Raw genomic sequence first — 18,878 nt, forward strand, 5'->3', positions numbered from 1 at the left:
ATCACATAAATTTATTAAGATTCCTGCTTTGGCAGGAATGACAAAGCAAAGGATTATTAAATGTTCGATCTGGATCTAATTAAAAAAGTCTATTCAGGATTCAAAGCAAAGGTAGATGCCGCCAAAAAAGTTCTTGGCAGGCCAATGACATATGCAGAGAAAATCTTATATGCTCATTTATGGAATGAAACGGTAACGCCGTATACAGGCGGCAAGGATTTTGTTGAGTTCGCACCCGATAGAGTAGCTATGCAGGATGCAACAGCTCAGATGGCGCTTCTGCAGTTCATGTCTGCGGGTATTCCCAGGGTTGCGGTACCTTCAACGGTGCATTGTGACCACCTCATACAGGCAGAAATTGGCTCAGCGAAAGACCTGCTGAATGCAGAGAACGAAAATAAAGAAGTGTATGACTTCCTCGCAAGTGTTTCCAATAAATACGGAATAGGATTCTGGAAGCCCGGCGCCGGAATTATACACCAGGTAGTACTTGAAAACTACGCTTTCCCGGGCGGTATGATGATAGGGACTGATTCACATACGCCGAATGCCGGAGGACTTGGTATGATAGCAATTGGCGTTGGCGGCGCTGACGCAGTTGACGTTATGGCAGGCATGCCGTGGGAGCTAAAATTCCCCAAGCTGATCGGCGTAAAGTTAACAGGTAAATTAAGCGGATGGACCTCACCAAAAGATGTTATACTTAAAGTTGCCGGAATACTAACAGTAAAAGGCGGCACAGGCGCTATTGTTGAATACTTTGGCGAAGGCGCAGATATCATTTCATGCACGGGTAAAGGTACCATTTGTAATATGGGCGCTGAAATAGGTGCGACAACATCGCTGTTTGCATATGATAAAAAGATGTACGAATACCTTGCCGCAACTGAGCGGGAAGAGGTGGGTAAGCTTGCCAACGAAATTGCAGACTATCTTAGACCCGATGAAGGCAGTGATAAATATTATGACCAGGTAATTGAAATAAACTTAAGCGAATTGGAGCCGCACATAAACGGTCCATTTACACCGGACCTTGCATGGCCAATTTCAAAATTTGCACAGGCAGTTAAGGAAAAGGAATACCCCGAAGAGCTTAAAGTAGCGCTCATAGGAAGCTGTACTAACTCTTCATATGAAGATATGGAGCGTTCAGCCTCGGTAGCCAAGCAGGCACTGGAAATGGGGCTTAAGGTTAAATCAGAATTTACAATTACACCGGGCTCAGAACAAATACGCGCTACTATTGAGCGCGACGGCCAGCTTGAAATATTTGAAAAGGTCGGCGGGCTGGTGCTTGCAAACGCATGCGGTCCGTGTATCGGACAGTGGAAGCGTCATGATGTTAAGGAAGGAGAGAAGAATTCAATTATAACTTCATATAACAGGAATTTTTCAAAACGTAATGACGGGAATCCCGCAACAAATGCTTTTGTTGCTTCCCCCGAAATAGTGACAGCGCTTGCGTTTGCGGGCAAGCTTACTTTTAACCCGTTAACCGATACATTAAAGAACAGCAAAGGCGAAGACGTGAAGCTTGCCGAGCCAAAGGGAGATGAGCTTCCTAAGAACGGGTATTTAAAAGGTGTGAACGGCTATGTTGCTCCTGCAGCCGATGGTTCAGCAGTAAACGTTGAGATCGACGCGAACAGCAAGCGTCTGCAGAGACTTTTCCCGTTTGTTCACCCTGATTACGAAAAGGATTTTAAGAATATGAACCTGCTTCTTAAAGTAAAAGGTAAATGTACCACAGACCATATTTCTATGGCTGGTCCGTGGCTGCGTTTCAGGGGACATCTTGATAATATTTCAAACAACATGTTCATAGGCGCGGTGAACGCATACAATGATAAAACCAACCACGTTAAAAACCACCTTACCGGAAACTATGATGAAGTACCCAACGTTGCCAGACATTATAAAGCTAATTTTATACCCTGGGTTGTAGTTGGCGAAGAAAATTACGGCGAGGGTTCATCACGTGAACATGCTGCTATGGAGCCAAGACATCTTGGCGGCAAGGCGATAATTGTAAAATCTTTCGCAAGGATACATGAGACCAATTTAAAAAAACAGGGTATGCTGCCGCTTACTTTTGCAGATCCGGCGGATTATGATAAGATAAGGGAAGATGATAAAATTGACCTTGATGTTAAAGATATTGCGCCCGGAAGCCAGGTTAAGATGACGCTGCGGCATTCAGACGGAACGGCTGATGAAATAATACTGAACCATACAATGAACCAGCAGCAGATCGACTGGTTCAAAGTAGGCAGTGCGCTGAATTTGATGGCGAAGAAAACTGAGAGCAAATAACAAACAGCAGATAACAAATAACACCGGGATTAATCGCAGAATACAACAATCAGCAGCGGTTGTTCAATTTATAAACCAGTAATTTAAAGGATGCCCGTTATACGGGTAAAAAAATTTGAACAATAAGGTAATATTAGCAATAGCGGTTGCAGCAGTTCTGGTCTTTGTGTATATGTTCTTCTTAAGCGGTCCTAAAAGTACCTCAGAAGATGTTACACCTGAAAAGTTCAGCGAGCTTTCAAATGAACCAGATGCAGTGATACTTGACGTGCGCAGCGCGTTTGAGTTTGGCGGTGATAAAATAAAAGGCGCGCAGAATATGAGCTATACATCAAGCGGGTTTAAAGCATACCTGGATAAGCTGGATAAGAGCAAATCGTATTTGGTCTATTGCGCATCGGGCTCAAGGAGCGTTGGCGCGGTAAAGCAGATGAAAAGCATGGGATTTGAGAAGGTGTATAATCTTAAAGGCGGAATTGAACACTGGAAATCAGCAGGCATGCCGGTAGTGAGATAGTAATGACAAATGACAAAGCTCAAATGTCAAATGAGATTCCGCCATGCAGGTGAGCGGAGCCAGCACAAAGCGCGTGAACGCGAAACGTGAAACGTCAAATGTCAAACATGAAACGTAGAATAATGCAGCCGGTTTTTGGAAAAAGTATTAATTCATCCATTTCTTTTAATTTGAAATAATGCAAAACTTCCCATTATTACAGGAGCAGCAGTATGTTAAGACCAGGCGGAGGATCCACTCCGTTGCGAAGCTTATAGGCAGGCTTCGTGAAACGTTTGTTCAGCCTATAGCAAAAAATGACAATTTATGGCTGAGCGTTGTAATTAAGGGATTCTGCACGCCCCCTATGAATGCATTAAATGAACTGGAAATCGGCTTCAATGCTGAAATACTTGCAGTAGAAATTGCGGATAATAAGAACCGTTATGCATCGGTTACAGTTACAGGTAAAACTCTGAGTGAACTTTGCGCTGAAGTACTTGATGTTTTAAAAGCAGAGTTTGGCATAACACCGAATGTAACAGCGGGTGAGTTTGATAATGAACGCAAAATTGAAATTGACCCGGAATCAGCGCAAGAATTTCTGAAGCAATTTGTGAATTTTTCTGAGTTACTGAATTCCTTCCATAAAGGCATTCCTTTCAGCGACGGCATTAAGTCACAGATTTGCCTCTGGCCGCATCACTTTGATAATGCATTCAAGTGGTTCAGCGGGCGGAAGATAGATGAGAGCGATGAACAAATGGGCATTGGTGTATCTAACGGTGATGAAATGTATGAGCTGCCCTATGTGTATATGACAATTTATCCTGAGCTCAGAAAAATGAATACGCTCGATATACCCGAAGGCGCGCATCTGCATGATTCCGCCTGGCAGGGGCTTTTATTGACTTATGAAGCCATCATAGAAAAAACTACAGCCGAAGAGCAGGCCGCGCTGATAAATAATTTTCTAGATAGTGGATTTAAAGCTATTAAACGGGGATTTTCGAAGAGGTAAAGAATCAAAAGATCAGCCACGAATTTCACAAATAACACGAATTAAAGCATTAAGAGCCTATATATCTATAATTAATATTGCCCAGAAAGATTTTTTGTATTTATTAATGCTAACTATCTCCTCACCTTTTCTTCTAGTATAAAAGCTTAAACGGTCACTAATATAGTGCATTCCATCGTCTTCTATTTTTAAAGATTTATCAAATAGTTTTCCAAGCTCAGGAGTTTGAAATGAATACCAAAATCTAACACCTTTTACGTTATTATTTTCGAACTTTTCTGCCAATAAATAAAGGGTTTTTACTCCCAACATAAATACTTTTTTGTTGGTTGGGTTTTTAATATACCAATCTACATGAAAATGATTATGCGAATCTTCAACTATAGACTTATTTTCAGATTTATCAGGTGCTGGTTTTAGATTTTTAAATTTTTTTAAAGTAATGCCTAAATCATTTATTAAAATTTGATCGTTAAGAATACCTTTGATTTCTTCAGGCAGTTTCACTCCAAATGAAAAATTATCAGGTAATTTATATCCTTTCATCATTTCTTGAAACAAGGAATTTGACTGAATTTTCATTTTTTTAGAGTATTAAATTGAACAATGTTGACGATAAATCATTAGTAGAGTTTGCCCTCACATTACTATTTTTTAAACCGTGCTAATTTTTTGACAAAAAGATAGTTAAATCCTGATTTTTATTTTTACCAGCACCATAAGATCATCAATTATAGCCTTACTTTTTACATCAAGCCTTATACCCCTTCCCTCAGCATACGGCTTCGCTGCTTTCAGCTCATTTTTAATTTCAGCTGATACATCACTTTCCATAACCGCATCATAAGCTTTACCACCAAAGACAATTGCACATTTAAAGAATTTATCCCGCGGCAGCAGGTAAATAACCACCCGTTTATTATCACTTATCCTGTAACTCCACCCAAACTTTGCGCCTGAAAAATGCCAATTGCCTTTTGCTGCAGGTTCTGCTTTTAATGTGAATTCTTCAATCGTTTTCCAGTAAGGGTAGGTTTTGCTTAATGCTGATTTCAGTTCAGCTTCACCGGGCATTTTGCCCTTATCCATAAATATGCTTTGCATAATTTACACGAATTTTAATCTATGAATTTTGAAGACAAACAATTAATTTTGCGCTTACATCATAAAAATAATTACAAATTAGGTAAATGGATACCCGCTTTCGCGGGTACTGCGCAAATAATATGGCAAAAAAAGAGATAAAAATATTCTGCTGGAATGTTAACGGTATAAGAGCGATCTGGAAAAAGGATTTCCCGAAATGGTTCAAAAAAACCTCGCCTGATATTTTATGCCTGCAGGAAACAAAGGCTCAAGCTGAACAGCTTGATGATGAGATCAAAAAATACTGCGGCTGCTGGAGTGAATTTTTCTCAGCCGAAAAAAAGGGATACTCAGGAGTTGCCACGTATTCAAAAATTCCCCCGATTGATTTCAAAAAAGGGTTCGGCAATCCATATTACGATAACGAAGGACGCGTACTGCAAACTGATTTCAAGGATTTCACTATATATAATGTTTACTTCCCGAACGGCGGCAGGGGACCCGAAAGAGTAAAATATAAGCTCGATTTCTATAATGAACTTTTTTTCAACATTGAAAAAAAACGCAAGAAGCAGAAGAACATAATCATTTGCGGTGACTATAATACAGCTCATAAGGAAATTGATCTTGCCCGCCCGAAAGAAAACTCAAAGAACACTGGATTCCTTCCGGAAGAAAGAGCATGGATAGATACTATTATTAATATGGGCTATATAGATATCTTCAGAGAGTTTAATGATAAGCCGGAACAATATACTTATTGGGACCAGATAACCCGCGCCCGTGAACGAAACGTTGGCTGGAGAATTGATTATTTTATGATCACCAAAGAAATGCGCTCAATGGTAACTGACGCTAAGATCCATTCCAAAATAATGGGAAGCGACCACTGCCCGATTGAGCTGGTCATAAAAGCATAATATGTAACTTAATATTTTAACTTCGAAGTAATCCCTTTACGTCATAATTAAAACACTATAAAAACATAGAGATAGGCAGAATTTGTCTATTGCTACCCTAATCACGGTATAGTAATCGCTAACCATATACCCTATTTTTGAATCGGGGAATAATTAACGATATAAGCTATAACAAATGAACATTTATACCGTAATATTTGAGGGAAGAAAAACAAAATCAGAAATGAAAACCTTTATATTTATAATAATTCTATTCTCATTATTTACATTTAAAACTGCAGCACAGGTAGGTTGTGACCCGCTTCTAAATTCCAGCCTGCCTCCATCTCCCTATATTGACGGTTATATTACATTTGACGGCAAGGGTGACTTTTTAAGAACAGACGATCTTAACCAGCTCGAGTTTCCGTATAACAGCACAGATAGTTTTACCATTTCAGCAGAATTAAAAATAGCTCAGCCATATAAGGCTATGTATATTTTCGGTAAATACCGTTCTGCCGGCTGGATAGTTGGATACAATACAAATGAATCAGGTTATTTAAGCATATATATCAACAACAGCTGGAAAAGGATCTTCCAGCTTGGTTCAGATACATCATGGCATAAATACGATATCAAATACAGCAAACAGGGTTTAACCCTCCAAACATATGTTGACGGTGCACTGACAAATACATACAGTGATTTTACATATAACAGCATGGCAGATAACTGCGCATTTTCAGTCGGAAACGCAGGCTTCTTTGCGCAGTACGGGCCGCAATCAGTGAACCTTTCATCCTTATGGTTCAAAGGTTCAATTGCCTCGCTTAAAATAAATGCAAATGCCAATACAATTGTAAACTACGGTTTCAATGAAGGCGGCGGACAGATAGCAAGAGACTCACTTACATATTTTTATTCCGATAGATCATACCCGGGCAGCTCAACATGCGGCGTATCGCACCTGATGCTTGGCTTTATGCCGTCAGTAGATTCATGCGACCCCGAGTGGAGTGCGTTTGATAACCCGGTGAACTCAAGGTTCACAGCACTTGGCAGCGGAACGCAATACTGGTACAGCAATAACGGAATGGAATACTATGCTGAGCATTTTTCAACTGCTATGACCGTGTGGAACAATAGGCTTATCAATACGGGATATTTTAATTTAGCGGGCGGAACGGACGCAAGATGCATTGCCGCATGGGATGGCAGTACATGGGAACCGCTTGGCGGAGGATTGAACCATGAAGCGCTTGGGCTCGCCGGATACAAAGGCAGCCTTTATGCTGCAGGATATTTTGATTCAGCCGGAAGCGTTGAAGCAAAATATATTGCAAAATGGGATGGTATATCCTGGCAAAGTGTTGGCGGAGGATTTGATAATATAGTTAACACACTTATTGAATTTGACGGCAAGCTGATTGCCGGAGGCTGGTTCACAACAGCCGGAGGAAGCGTAATAACGCCATCGGTGGCAATGTGGGACGGAAACGAGTGGAGCCCGATGAGCTCAGGAATGAACGGACCGGTCTACACATTCTGTATTTACCGCGGTGAGCTTTATGCCGCAGGTGATTTTACAACTGCAAGCAGTGTACCCGCAGGCGGTATTGCAAAATGGGACGGTTATAAATGGCAGCCCGCAGGCACCGGTGTTCTTGGCGGTGAGAAGGCAATATATACACTTGAAGTTTACAATGATGAGCTTTATGCCGGCGGTTCATTTATTAAAATGGATGAGATATTCTGCTATAATATTGCAAAGTATAATGGTATTAGCTGGCGTGCAGCCGGCAGCGGAGCTGACGGCGCATTATGCAATGCTTCAAGAGGCTATATCAGCTCACTGAAAGTTTGTAATAACGAGCTTTATGCAGCCGGACATTTCAGCAGGATAAACGGAGTAATTGCAAATAAGCTGGCACGCTTCAATAGTATTAACTGGTGCAGCGTTGAGTATGGTGTAGATTTGAGGCCAAGAGCCCTGGAAGTTTTTAATAATGACCTGATAATAAACGGTGATTTTTACAGCGCATCGGGAGTTGACTGCAACAATATTGTAAAATACACTCCGGTAAGAAATCTGACAGGGATACAAAATAACAATATACCACAAAATTTTAAGCTTGAGCAGAACTATCCGAATCCGTTCAACCCGGAGACAAAAATAAGCTTCAGTATTACAGAAAACAGCAGGGTTACATTAAAAGTATTTGATATTACGGGAAAAGAAATTGCAGTGATACTTAATAAAGATATATCAGCAGGTAACTATACTGAAAATTTTAACGCCGGTAAATTCGCTTCAGGTGTTTATATATACAGAATCGAAGCAGCATCAAAAGACGGTGTTATAAAGAGTGAAAGTAAAAAAATGGTTTTGATAAAATAAGTTTTCCACCTATAAAGTACCACGGTTTTTTAGTACCTCGTTTTTTTCTTCATGTTGTTGTTCTTCTCCATTCCCCCGGCCGCCGCAGTAATGCGGCGGCTACTTTTTTAGCAGCACATTAACCACGAATATCACAAATTGCACGAATCTTCTATAGCTCTAACGCTGCCCGTTTTGTAGCCAACAGAAAAAAAAACACAAAAATTATAAATTATACCAATAGCTTTTCCACAATCCCCAAATACCTGTCCCGCATAATTTCCCAGCTCAGTTTATCGTAGTCAGCGCGGGCGCTTGAGGTTTTTTGCTGTACCAGGGATTTATTATAATACACTTCTTTAATTTTTTCGGCAAGCTCATTAACACTTCCTGAATCAAAATAAAACAGCGAATCCTCGCTGTAATATCTTAAATATGTTTTAAGCCTTGTGGCTATTACGGGAATTTTGAGATATACGGTTTCAATAAGCTTGATGGTGTAAAAAAGATCACTGTAAATATTCTTAAGCGGCGGAAGAATCAGCACCCCGGTTTTTAAAACTTCCTTTCTCATTTCAGCGGGCTGGAGGTAACCCATATACTGCACCTTATCAGCAACGCCCAGCTTATCTGCCAGGCTTAATATTTCACTCAAGGCGGGGCCATCGCCGTATAAGCGGAACACGATTTTAGAAAAATCACTCGAGGGCATTTCATTTTTAAGCTTCGCCAAAGCCTCTGCTATCATTGTAAGGTTAAGCAGCTTTACAATAGTGCCGTTATATATAATAATAAAATTATTTTCATCAGGCTTTGCGGGGTTCGGGAATTCACCCGGGTCAACGGAATTCATAACAACAGAAATTTTTTCTTCGCTTAAATTATTCCGTTTTATAAAAATATCCCGGGCGTTATCGTGAATGGTAATAACTTTGTTCGCAAGCTTTATGGAGTATTTTTCCGCGGTTTTAAGCAGGTTAACCTTGAATGAATCATACGCCGCGCCCGTGCGCGCCATATAGAGCTCAGGAAATATTTCATGCAGGTCTAAAATTAACTTCGCGCCAAAAATTTTATTCCACAGAGCGGCAAATATCAGGAAGTCAGGCAGAGTATGAACATGAACTATCTTAAATCTGTAGCGAAGCTGCAGGTATAAAAGCAGGAAAGAAGATATCCAGGCGAAGAGTAAATATTCAAGCAGGGTTAAAAAAAAGCTTCCGCGTTTTTTTGAAACCGGTATCCGGTAAACCAGGTTGCCTTCAATATTTTCAAAATATTTTTCGTTCTTCTTCTTGCTGCAAACCACTATGCAGTTTCTGCCGGTGCTGTTTAAGGCGTTAACATACCTGCGCACCCTCGGGTCGCGCGGATACTCTTCATACAGCAGGTGGCACACCGGAAATCTGGGTTTACTCATAATGATTCAGCTAAAGAGCCTTATTTTATCAGCAGTTTACGGATATAAATAGCGGATTTTTAACAGTTTTTATAGGATTTAATATAAATAAAAAAATATTTATTATTAATTGCAAAATTACGCAAAAACATAAATTTTGGGGTGTAAAACAAAGACTTGGATAAAATTTCCGTAGTAATACCGGTCTATTATAACGCTGATGTTCTTAAAGAAACCCACTCCACGCTTTCGCGTGTGCTGGGAGAGCATGCCGCTAAGTTTGACTACGAAATAATTTTTGTTGATGACGGCTCGAAGGATGAGTCATACCGCGTAATGCTGGAAATCTCAGCCCGGGATCCCAAAGCGAAGCTGGTAAAGCTATCCAAAAATCACGGCGCATATGTTGCGATACTCTCAGGTATGAATTATGCCTCGGGTGATTGTGTTGTTTTTCTAGCTGCAGACCTGCAGGACCCGCCGGAGCTTATTCCGCAAATGTATGATGAGTGGGTTTTAGGGAATAAACGCGACCTTGTGCTGTGCGTAAGGCAAAGCCGCTCAGATCCTTTTCTTTCAAAAATGTTTTCCGCTGCATTTTATAAAATATTCCGCGCGCTTGTGCTGCCTGAGTATCCCAAAACAGGTTTTGATCTTTGTATGATAAACAAACAGCAGGCAAAGATACTTGTTGATATGGATGAAAAGAATTCGCACTTAACAGTACAGATAATATGGCTGGGCTTTGGAAGGCGTTTTTTGAACTATCACCGCAGGGAGCGCAAACACGGCAAATCAAGGTGGTCTTTTTTCAAGAGGCTTAAGCTTGCATTCGATACATTTTTCGGCTTCTCAGCGCGCCCGTTAAGAATTGCCTCATTTATCGGAATGCTTACATGGGTTCCCGCATTCCTGCTGGCGCTGTATATAATTCTGCGAAAAATCCTGCTGGATGCTCCACTGTTCGGAGTTCCGGCGCTCATAGCCTCCATTTTTGTAACGGGCGGGCTTATTCTGCTGAGCATTGGCATTGTTGGCGAGTACCTGTGGCGTAATTTTGATGCGACACGTAAACGCCCCACATTTATAGTGGAAGAAACAAAAAATATATAGTACAGATATCCGCATTCTGCGAGGGCGATTTATCGCCCGCGGCAGTCTTATCAAAGCCGCCGGATTCCTTTTTTTATCAGAACGATTTTAACTTCAATGATAGAGCTTCCTGTAATACATTTCGACTGCCTGCATTTTTACGGAGACAGGCCATGCAAGCCTAACAAGGAGCATGGTGTATTCTGCGGAAGCTGTTCATATTATGAAAAGGACCCTGGGATAAATGAGCCGTTCCCGGATATCCCGCAGACCGGGGCACACAATGATACGGAAGGCGAAAAAAAGATAATTATTGTTAAGCTTGATGCCGTTGGCGATGTACTGCGGACAACTTCTGTTCTGCCAAGCCTTAAGGAAAAATATATTGATTCAAACATAACGTGGATAACCAAGGAACGCTCTTACGAGGTACTGAAGGATAATGACATGATAGATGAAATTTATTTCACTACCGATGAGCTTGACCATGTTTACAATGATACGTTCGATATTGCAATAAATCTGGATAGCGGCAGCGACAGCTGCGAAATAATGAGAAGGATCAATGCAAAGCAATCATACGGCTACACGCTTGCAAACGGCAAGCCCTACCCGGTTAACAACGCCGCGAATGAGTGGTACCTGATGGGAATAAATGATGATGTAAAAAAACAAAACACTAAAACTTACCATCAGATAATACACGAAATATGCGCGCTGAATTATGAAAATTCAGAGCCGTACATTTATATGCCCGCGGAAAAAAGAAAACGCGCAGGTGAAATTTCAGAAAAATTTTCATTGGGCAGCTTCAGCAGAATGATACTTATCAACCTGGGCGGCGGTAACCGCTGGCAGTATAAAAAATGGACCGCCGAAGGCTATACTGAGCTCGCGGGCAGTTTAAGCAGCGGCCACCCTGATACTGCCATAGGCATTATTGCCGGCGATGAGGACAGGGAGTTTTACAATGAAATCACCGCTAAATTAAAACAGCTTAACAGGAGCAATATAATATTTTTCGGAACTGAAAACTCCATGGAAGATTTTATCTGCATAGTATCACTTGCGCAGGAAGTATTTACATCTGATTCCTTATGTTTTCATATAGCAACAGCTTTAGGCAAATATACCATAGTGGTGGTTGGACCCACATCTTTTACAGAGCTTGATGTTTTCGGCAACGGCAGGGTGGTTTATTCGCACAAAGTTGATTGTCTTTGCTGCTACCTTAATAAATGTTCAAAAACCGTAACATGCATGAATACCCTTTCTGCAGGAGATATTTCAGAACTTTTCAACGTAAATTAAGGCTGAAAATTGAAAGTAGTTTACCTCACTTCTGAAAGCTATATAGACCACAGCTATACTGTTGTACAGGAGCTAAAGAAACATATTGACCTGCAGATCTTTCTGCAGGCAAGGGAATCTACAATTGAAATTGACAGGTGGTGTAAAAAGTTCAGCGCTGAATTTGTTCCTCGCAGAAGATTCAGAAATCCGCTGAGCTTTATCAGTGAAATTTTATTTTTACTTAAGATCAGGAAAATGAAGCCGGATGTGGTATGGTTCAACACTATGACCGTTTACCAGGTGCTGCTGGCTGATATCCTGCTGAGGAAATTTTTGGTTGTAATGCATGATGTTGACCTGCACCCCGAAAGCGGCGACAGGCACGGGCTTTTTTCAGTTAAGATGACAATGAAGCTTGCCCTTAAGAAGATATGCGCGGCAAGCATAACGCAGGCTGAGATATTTAACAGGCAGCACGGTTTTTATCCGCCTGTATTCAGGCTGCCGGTTATAAATTATTACAAAGAAACCGGCGAAGAAGTACCCCCCAGAATACCATCAGGTAAGGTAAGGTTCTTTTTCTTCGGTTCAGTTGAAAGATACAAAGGCATTGAAACACTGCTTGACGCAGCGGAGCTGCTAGAAAAAAAAGGACTTAAGTTTGAGCTGAACATTTACGGAAGAATAAAATACAGCGAAGAGCTTATTGTTGACCGCATAAGGAATCTTGTTAACGTAAGCATTCATAATGAATTTATTGATTACAGGAAGATACATTCAATATACAGCAGCAATGATGTATTGATACTGCCCTACAGGCAGGTTACACAATGCGGACCGCTGCTTATTGGCTACAGCGAAGGTGTGCCGGCAATTTGCAGTGATCTTCCGGGGTTCAGAGAGTATGTAACCGATGGAGTTGACAGCATGATCTATAATAATTCAGCCGAAAGCCTTGCGGAAAAGATGGAAGAAATTATAAAAAACCCGGAAATTATCAAAAAGCTTTCCGCGGGAATTGAAGGAAATGCTACGAAAAGATTTTCGATGCAGGCACTGGCGGGTGAATACATCGAAAATTTTAAAAGGCATGTGTGACCCCTACGGGGTTTGAAATAGTATTATAGTACAGCTATTAAGTGATTTACTTTGAGTTCAAAATAAGTTCTTAGTGACTATAAAGAACGAATAAATCATAAAGCAGTCATAAAATATAAAAAGCCGTTAAATAAATATATTTTAAATGCTTCAAGATATGGCTATTTTAGCGGTTGTAAATTAAAAATTACAGTAACTAAATGAAAATACTGGTAACAGGCGGCGCGGGATTCATAGGCTCACATGTGGTTGATGTGCTGATGGAACAGGGGCATACACCAGTAATTTATGACCTTGAAGCGCCGGTTTACGGGCAAAAATGTGAAAATATTACCGGTGACGTTAACGATACTGAAAAGTTCAAAGCTGCATCAAAAGGTTTTGACGCCATATATCATATGGCTGCGCAGGCAAATGTGAATATATTCTTTAATGAACCTGTTGTTTCTAACCTGAACACATCTAACTCCACAATTAACGTGCTGGAAGCTGCGCGGGAAAATAATGTGGGACGCGTACTGCTTTCATCAACTGAGTGGATTTACGGCAGCGTGGAAGGTGATGATGAATCACAAATAACCGAAGAGACAATTTACGCTCAGAACCCGGACCATTTATACACATCTTCAAAAATTGCCGCTGAGATGTTCTGTAAAAATTATAAAAATCTTTACGGTGTTAATTTTACGATAATGCGCTACGGAATACCATTCGGTGAGCGCGCCAGAGCGGCGACAGTTACTCCAATATTTATAGATAAAATTTTAAAAGGGGAAGAAATTACAATTCACGGCACCGGAAGCCAGACACGGCAGTTCATTTATGTGCGCGATCTTGCCGAAGGCAATGTAAGCTGCTTAAAACCCGAAGGCGAGAACCAGGTATTCAATATAAACGGCAGGGAAGTTATAAGGGTAATTGATATTGTAACAACGCTTGAAGAAATACTTGGAATAAAAGCTAGGGTAAAGTTCATAGAAGACAGAATGGGTAATTATAAAGGCAGGTTTATTTCAAGCGAAAAAGCTGAGCGAATGCTCGGCTGGAAGCCGAAGTATTCATACCGCGAAGCTATGGAAAAGTATGTGAAGACGGTTGTGCAATGAGCAATTATCAATTAACAATGAATAATTAATAATTTTTCAACTCCGTTAGGAGCGTAATGTTTGTAGAAAGATCATATGTTATAATTGAGCTCCGTAGGAGCGGTATGATATTTTGACAAAGCTAAGTTATTTCGTAGATAAGTAAATATATATCCAGTAAAAATTGAGATACCCGCATACGCGGGTATGAAGAAAAAATGAATAAAGTTTTAGTAATTGGAGGAGCGGGATATCTTGGGTCGGTGCTTACTGAGCAGCTTCTGAACGAAGGGTATTCAGTCAGAATACTGGACAGCTTTATTTACGGCAAGCGTTCTGTGGAAAAGTATACTGGCGATAAAAGGGTAGAAATTACCGAAGGCGATATCCGCAATATTGAAACTGTTAACACCGCTATTCGCGATACTGAAAGTGTAATTCTGCTTGCCGCTGTTGTTGGCGATCCCGCAAGCAAAGCAAGGCCTGAGCAGACAGTTGAAACGAATTTTCTGGCCGCGCAGGTAGTAGCTTCATCAGCGAAGCTGGCGGGAGTCAGCAAATTCATTTATGCATCCACATGCAGCGTTTATGGAGTAGGAAGCGATATACTTGATGAGGAAGCGCCGCTGAATCCTGTGAGCCTGTATGCCAAAACAAAAATATCCAGCGAAGAAAGCATTATGGGCATTGCTGACGGGAATTTTAAGCCTGTTATAATGCGAATGTCAACATTATACGGCTGGTCTCCCCGTATGCGGTTTGATCTTGTTGTAAATACTATGACAATGACGGCTTATACTGAAGGCAGGATAAATGTTTTCGGCGGTAACCAGTGGCGGCCGCTGCTCTCGCTGCCAGATGCTGCAGATGCGTATATAAAGGTATTGCAAAAAGAACAGTCAGCAGGTAAGATATATAATGTTGGCTCAGAAGAACAGAATTATATTATTGCTGATGTTGCAAAGCTGGTTGCAAAGGGAATCAAGAGTGCGAGCGGGAAGGATATACCCGTGAATATCGAAGGCGAGAGTGTTGATGCCCGCGATTACAGGGTGTCATTCAAAAAAATACAGAGCGAGCTTGGGTTTACGGTAAAGCACTCCATAAGCAGCGCAGCTGCTGAAATATGGGGTAAGCTTGAATCAAAGGAAATTAAAGACCCGAAGCAGAAGGTTTATTATAACCATTATTTTGATCCTAGTGAAGAGCTGATAGGGTGATTGTATATTTGTATGTAATTGGATAAATGAAATAATCTATTAAGCAATAGCTTGATATTTAAATTCAATCTTTACCTGAGAAACTTCTGACCCATCATCTTCTTTAACGTTCGACCGTTTTTGTAAAATACGATTTTCTGCAATTTCAAAATAAATTGGATCAATCTCAAAACCCACAAAATTTCTCTTGAATCTTTTGCAAACTACACCGGTTGTACCCGAACCCATAAAAGGATCAAGAATTGTATCGTTTTCTTTTGAGCCGATTAGAACGATTCTCTCTAATAATACTTCTGGTTTTTCCGCAGGATGTATCGTTTTGTGACGTTGAGCATTTACTTCCCATACGTTCTTCATTTGTTTACCCAAATTGATTTTTTTTGCCATATCATAATCAAAAAAATATTTCTTTGATTTGCTAGCAACCCATATCAATTCAGAACAAGGTGCGAATCTATTTTGCGATAATAATGGAGGTCCGTTCTTCTTATACCAAATAACATCATTAATTAACCAAAAACCTAGTTTTTTCAAAATTACACCAACAGAGGGATGGTTATGTAATGTACCGCTAATCCAAATAGTACCTGAATCTGATAATACTCGTTTACATTCCGTTATCCATTCTTCATTAAACTTATCTAAATCTAATATTTTATCCCAAGACCCTTTATCGCATTTTACGGGTTTTCCGTTTTTTACAGTTATAAAGTTTTCTCCAGATAGATTGTAAGGAGGATCTGCAAAAATCATATCAATGCTACCAGACTTAAGTTCCTTCAGCAGTTCTAAAGAATTGCCTAAGGAAAGTTTAACTTTATTTGTTAATTTCATTCGTTTTTAAATAATCTTTTTTTTGCTAATTTTGCGTATTCAACATTGTTTTCTATCCCAATCCAATTTCTCTGCATTTTCTGAGCAACAAATCCTGTTGTTCCTGTACCAAAAAAAGGGTCTAAAACAACCTCATCCTTATTGCTAGAGGCAAGTACAATTAGCTCTATTAATTTTTCTGGTTTTTGAGTAGGATGGGCTGCTCTACCGCTCAAACCTTTAAGCCTCTCTTTACCTTGCAAAATAGGTATTTCTATGAAATCTAAAAAGTCACGAAGTTGTTTATCTTTGCCCTCTTTAGTTTTATGGGGATTAAACTTTTTTACATCTTCATAATTGAAAATCCAATTTTTACCCTTTACAAACCAACATACGAATTCAGTAGCGTGCGTAAATGTTCTTTTGGTAATATTTGGCATGGAATTAGTCTTATACCAAGTAATTATATTATTGAGCTTTAGATTCAATTTTTTAGCTATATTGATTATTTCGCCAATATTATGTTGTGTACAAGAAATATACAAACTGCCATTATCCCTAAGTACTTTTTGGGATAAAAACATCCATTTCGCCGTAAAAATGGTATAATCATCGGGCAGCCAAGTGTCCCAAGTTTCGTTAATTTTATAATAAGCACCACCTGTTTTATTTTTTAGTAAATTTATACCATATCCCGAAATATTGTATGGCGGGTCTGCATATATTAAATGGATAGAGTCATTATCAATATCATTTTCAAGTGCTTCAATACAGTCTTTTACATATATGTGGTTAATTAGCATTTTGTCTTTTTAGTTTGTTTTCTGCCCAGTTTACTATGTAGTTAGGTATTTCACGTACCCATGTTTCTGAATCACCCGTAACATCAACTTTGCTTAAAATATTATCAAATAGACCTGATAAGTCAGAATGATAGAATGAAATTCTAGCTTCTTTCATTTTTATTAGATATTCCAATAAGAGAATTAAATCATTAATACGTAGAGGTACAATTTTTTGCTTGCGTCCTTCATATTCATACTTAATCGATATCCAGAAGGTATTTATTGTATCTCTGTGTAGCGAAGGGGCAACAAACAAACAATATGCTTGTTTATCAATATTGTCATCTTCAAAATTTCTTAAATGTCGCATCACTGGCTGCCCCTCATTAATCCACTGTGCGCGATTTGTTAACAAGGTAACCTCACAAATTGTATTAAATGAATTATAAAAACATTCAATATCTGGCTTGTTCCCGGGTGCAGTAAAAGTTGGTTCGTTGTCGTCGCCTACCGGATAATTTGGTTTAATTTTTATAGCATCATTTAGAGAGTTTAGAGCCATTGTAACATATTTTTCAAGCATTACGGTTCTATTCGGCAAATCTCTAATCCCATTCAATTTCCGTATGTATTCTCTTATGTTTTCAACTTCTTTTGCGTTAAACTTTATTTCAAGCTCATTTAATGTTCTACGAAAGTTCCTTAATGTTTCAATTGCTTCGAGATATTCCCCTGTTGTAAAATTTTCATATTCAAATTCTACAAAATTTGGTAATGTTATACCGGTGGCAGATAAACGCCCTCTGTAATTTTTAATTTCTGCAAATAGACCCTCTATGATGTTTTTTAGATCTTCAATTCTTTCCCAAGGCAATATTGGTAAATCAAAATTCCCAATGTACTCTATATAGTCTTCCTTACTTTCAAAATTTAAAGCAGCAGCATTATCAGATTCAAGTAATCGCGTAATTTCTATTAATCTTCTGGGTTCAATATCAATATACCATCCATTGCCCCTGATATAAAAGTAGGAGGTTAGTCTAAAAAACCTAATAGCGTTATCCATATAGTCTTCAGCATTTCTCAAATTTGTGTATTCTGTTAAATTATCAGATATATATCTCTCAACGTAATCGGCTTTCTCTGTAGGTGTATTTAAAGCCTCATAAATTTCTCTGAATGAAACTAAATTTTCAGCATGTTCTTGTATATCATTATAGTTTATTAGGGTCAATGCAAATAACTTAAACTCTAATCGTGAAATTCCTTTTGTGGCTAGACCCCGTTCTCTACAAATGGAATTCACTTTATGTATTAAATGTAAAGTGCCAACAAACGGTTTAATAGAATAACCATCTTCTTCACTAAAATCTCTCATATCTGGATTTGGCAACTGCCACTTCAAAAAACTTTTAAAAAATATTTTCGAAATGTCGAAATTTTCCTGTAAGAAATTGTTTCCTGTTTGAGTAACTCTAATCTTTCCAGCATTGTCTATGTAAGCAAGTCCCATTTTCTCTAAAGGATTAAATGATAGTCGGCCACGCATAGCCAAACCACCAACATAATTTTTACTCAACATTATGTCTTTAGCCTGCTCATAACTCAGATCGATATTTGAGTTGATCAAGTCAATTTGTTCAGTTGAGAGGTTATTGTAAAATTGTGTAATTCCGTAACCATAATATTTATTTTTTAATAATAAAATTTGAAGTTTTGCTTGAGTTTCATCATTCCAGTCCTCACCTTCAATTTCGTTTAATGTTTTTAAAAAATCTCTTATCCTATAGGGGTTTCTGACTGCTACCTCAATAAGCCAAATTCGTGCCATAATTTTTAGGATTATTTCTTAATATTAATTAATTAAATTTGAAGTATAAATGCAATTCATACATACA

At 39.2% G+C, this 18,878-nt stretch carries 16 protein-coding genes; 10 read left to right on the top strand and 6 right to left on the bottom strand.

What is annotated here, in order from left to right:
• Positions 1-60: 60 nt before the first annotated feature.
• The 3 genes from J0M37_03575 (at position 61) to J0M37_03585 (ending at position 3,830) form a co-directional block, all read left to right on the top strand.
• A complete protein-coding gene (locus tag J0M37_03575) occupies positions 61-2,313 on the top strand; it encodes an aconitate hydratase (protein MBN8584149.1) in 2,253 nt (750 codons plus the stop codon).
• 172 nt (positions 2,314-2,485) lie between these two features.
• Positions 2,486-2,830, top strand: coding sequence for a rhodanese-like domain-containing protein (locus tag J0M37_03580; protein ID MBN8584150.1), 345 nt, complete (start codon positions 2,486-2,488; stop codon positions 2,828-2,830).
• A 178-nt stretch (positions 2,831-3,008) separates the two neighbouring features.
• Positions 3,009-3,830, top strand: a complete 822-nt coding sequence (locus J0M37_03585) for a hypothetical protein (protein ID MBN8584151.1) — start codon at positions 3,009-3,011, stop codon at positions 3,828-3,830.
• Positions 3,831-3,887: 57 nt separating this feature from the next.
• Here J0M37_03585 and J0M37_03590 read toward each other — a convergent pair whose 3' ends face one another.
• Positions 3,888-4,412, bottom strand: a complete 525-nt coding sequence (locus tag J0M37_03590) for a hypothetical protein (GenBank protein MBN8584152.1) — start codon at positions 4,410-4,412, stop codon at positions 3,888-3,890.
• Positions 4,413-4,517: 105 nt separating this feature from the next.
• On the bottom strand, positions 4,518-4,919 hold the full coding sequence (locus J0M37_03595; GenBank protein MBN8584153.1) for a DUF3788 family protein: 402 nt from the start codon (positions 4,917-4,919) through the stop codon (positions 4,518-4,520).
• 137 nt (positions 4,920-5,056) lie between these two features.
• Between J0M37_03595 and xth the strand changes: the two genes are divergently transcribed.
• Complete coding sequence (xth, locus tag J0M37_03600; GenBank protein MBN8584154.1) at positions 5,057-5,836, top strand: exodeoxyribonuclease III; 780 nt, start codon at positions 5,057-5,059, stop codon at positions 5,834-5,836.
• A gap of 223 nt (positions 5,837-6,059) precedes the next feature.
• On the top strand, positions 6,060-8,216 hold the full coding sequence (locus J0M37_03605; GenBank protein ID MBN8584155.1) for a T9SS type A sorting domain-containing protein: 2,157 nt from the start codon (positions 6,060-6,062) through the stop codon (positions 8,214-8,216).
• A 211-nt stretch (positions 8,217-8,427) separates the two neighbouring features.
• Here the strand turns inward: J0M37_03605 and J0M37_03610 are convergent, their stop codons facing one another.
• Positions 8,428-9,615, bottom strand: coding sequence for a glycosyltransferase (locus J0M37_03610; GenBank protein ID MBN8584156.1), 1,188 nt, complete (start codon positions 9,613-9,615; stop codon positions 8,428-8,430).
• 156 nt (positions 9,616-9,771) lie between these two features.
• On the opposite strand from J0M37_03610, the gene J0M37_03615 reads away from it, so the two are divergent.
• From J0M37_03615 to J0M37_03635, 5 genes are all read left to right on the top strand, one after another.
• Positions 9,772-10,707 (top strand): glycosyltransferase, encoded by a 936-nt coding sequence (locus J0M37_03615; protein MBN8584157.1) that lies wholly within the window; start codon positions 9,772-9,774, stop codon positions 10,705-10,707.
• A 96-nt stretch (positions 10,708-10,803) separates the two neighbouring features.
• The gene (locus J0M37_03620) at positions 10,804-11,997 is read left to right on the top strand and encodes a glycosyltransferase family 9 protein (protein MBN8584158.1); all 1,194 of its coding nucleotides are present in this window, start codon (positions 10,804-10,806) and stop codon (positions 11,995-11,997) included.
• A gap of 9 nt (positions 11,998-12,006) precedes the next feature.
• Positions 12,007-13,077: a glycosyltransferase family 4 protein gene (locus tag J0M37_03625; GenBank protein ID MBN8584159.1), complete on the top strand. Its 1,071-nt coding sequence runs from the start codon at positions 12,007-12,009 to the stop codon at positions 13,075-13,077.
• Positions 13,078-13,277: 200 nt separating this feature from the next.
• Positions 13,278-14,183 (top strand): NAD-dependent epimerase/dehydratase family protein, encoded by a 906-nt coding sequence (locus tag J0M37_03630; protein MBN8584160.1) that lies wholly within the window; start codon positions 13,278-13,280, stop codon positions 14,181-14,183.
• Between the two features lie 197 nt (positions 14,184-14,380).
• Positions 14,381-15,382 (top strand): SDR family oxidoreductase, encoded by a 1,002-nt coding sequence (locus J0M37_03635; protein ID MBN8584161.1) that lies wholly within the window; start codon positions 14,381-14,383, stop codon positions 15,380-15,382.
• A 39-nt stretch (positions 15,383-15,421) separates the two neighbouring features.
• On the opposite strand, the gene J0M37_03640 is transcribed toward J0M37_03635, so the two are convergent.
• The 3 genes from J0M37_03640 to J0M37_03650 are packed head-to-tail and all read right to left on the bottom strand — an operon-like array spanning position 15,422 to position 18,811.
• On the bottom strand, positions 15,422-16,216 hold the full coding sequence (locus tag J0M37_03640) for a site-specific DNA-methyltransferase (GenBank protein ID MBN8584162.1): 795 nt from the start codon (positions 16,214-16,216) through the stop codon (positions 15,422-15,424).
• Positions 16,213-16,998 carry a site-specific DNA-methyltransferase gene (locus J0M37_03645; GenBank protein MBN8584163.1) on the bottom strand — a complete coding sequence of 262 codons (786 nt, stop codon included), beginning with the start codon at positions 16,996-16,998 and terminating at the stop codon, positions 16,213-16,215. Before J0M37_03645 ends, J0M37_03640 begins: the two co-directional genes overlap by 4 nt.
• Complete coding sequence (locus J0M37_03650; protein MBN8584164.1) at positions 16,988-18,811, bottom strand: AlwI family type II restriction endonuclease; 1,824 nt, start codon at positions 18,809-18,811, stop codon at positions 16,988-16,990. The genes J0M37_03645 and J0M37_03650 overlap by 11 nt, the downstream gene beginning before the upstream one ends.
• Positions 18,812-18,878: the final 67 nt, after the last annotated feature.

The organism is Ignavibacteria bacterium, from assembly GCA_017303675.1.
Taxonomy (GTDB): Bacteria; Bacteroidota; Ignavibacteria; order Tepidaquicellales; family OLB5; genus OLB5.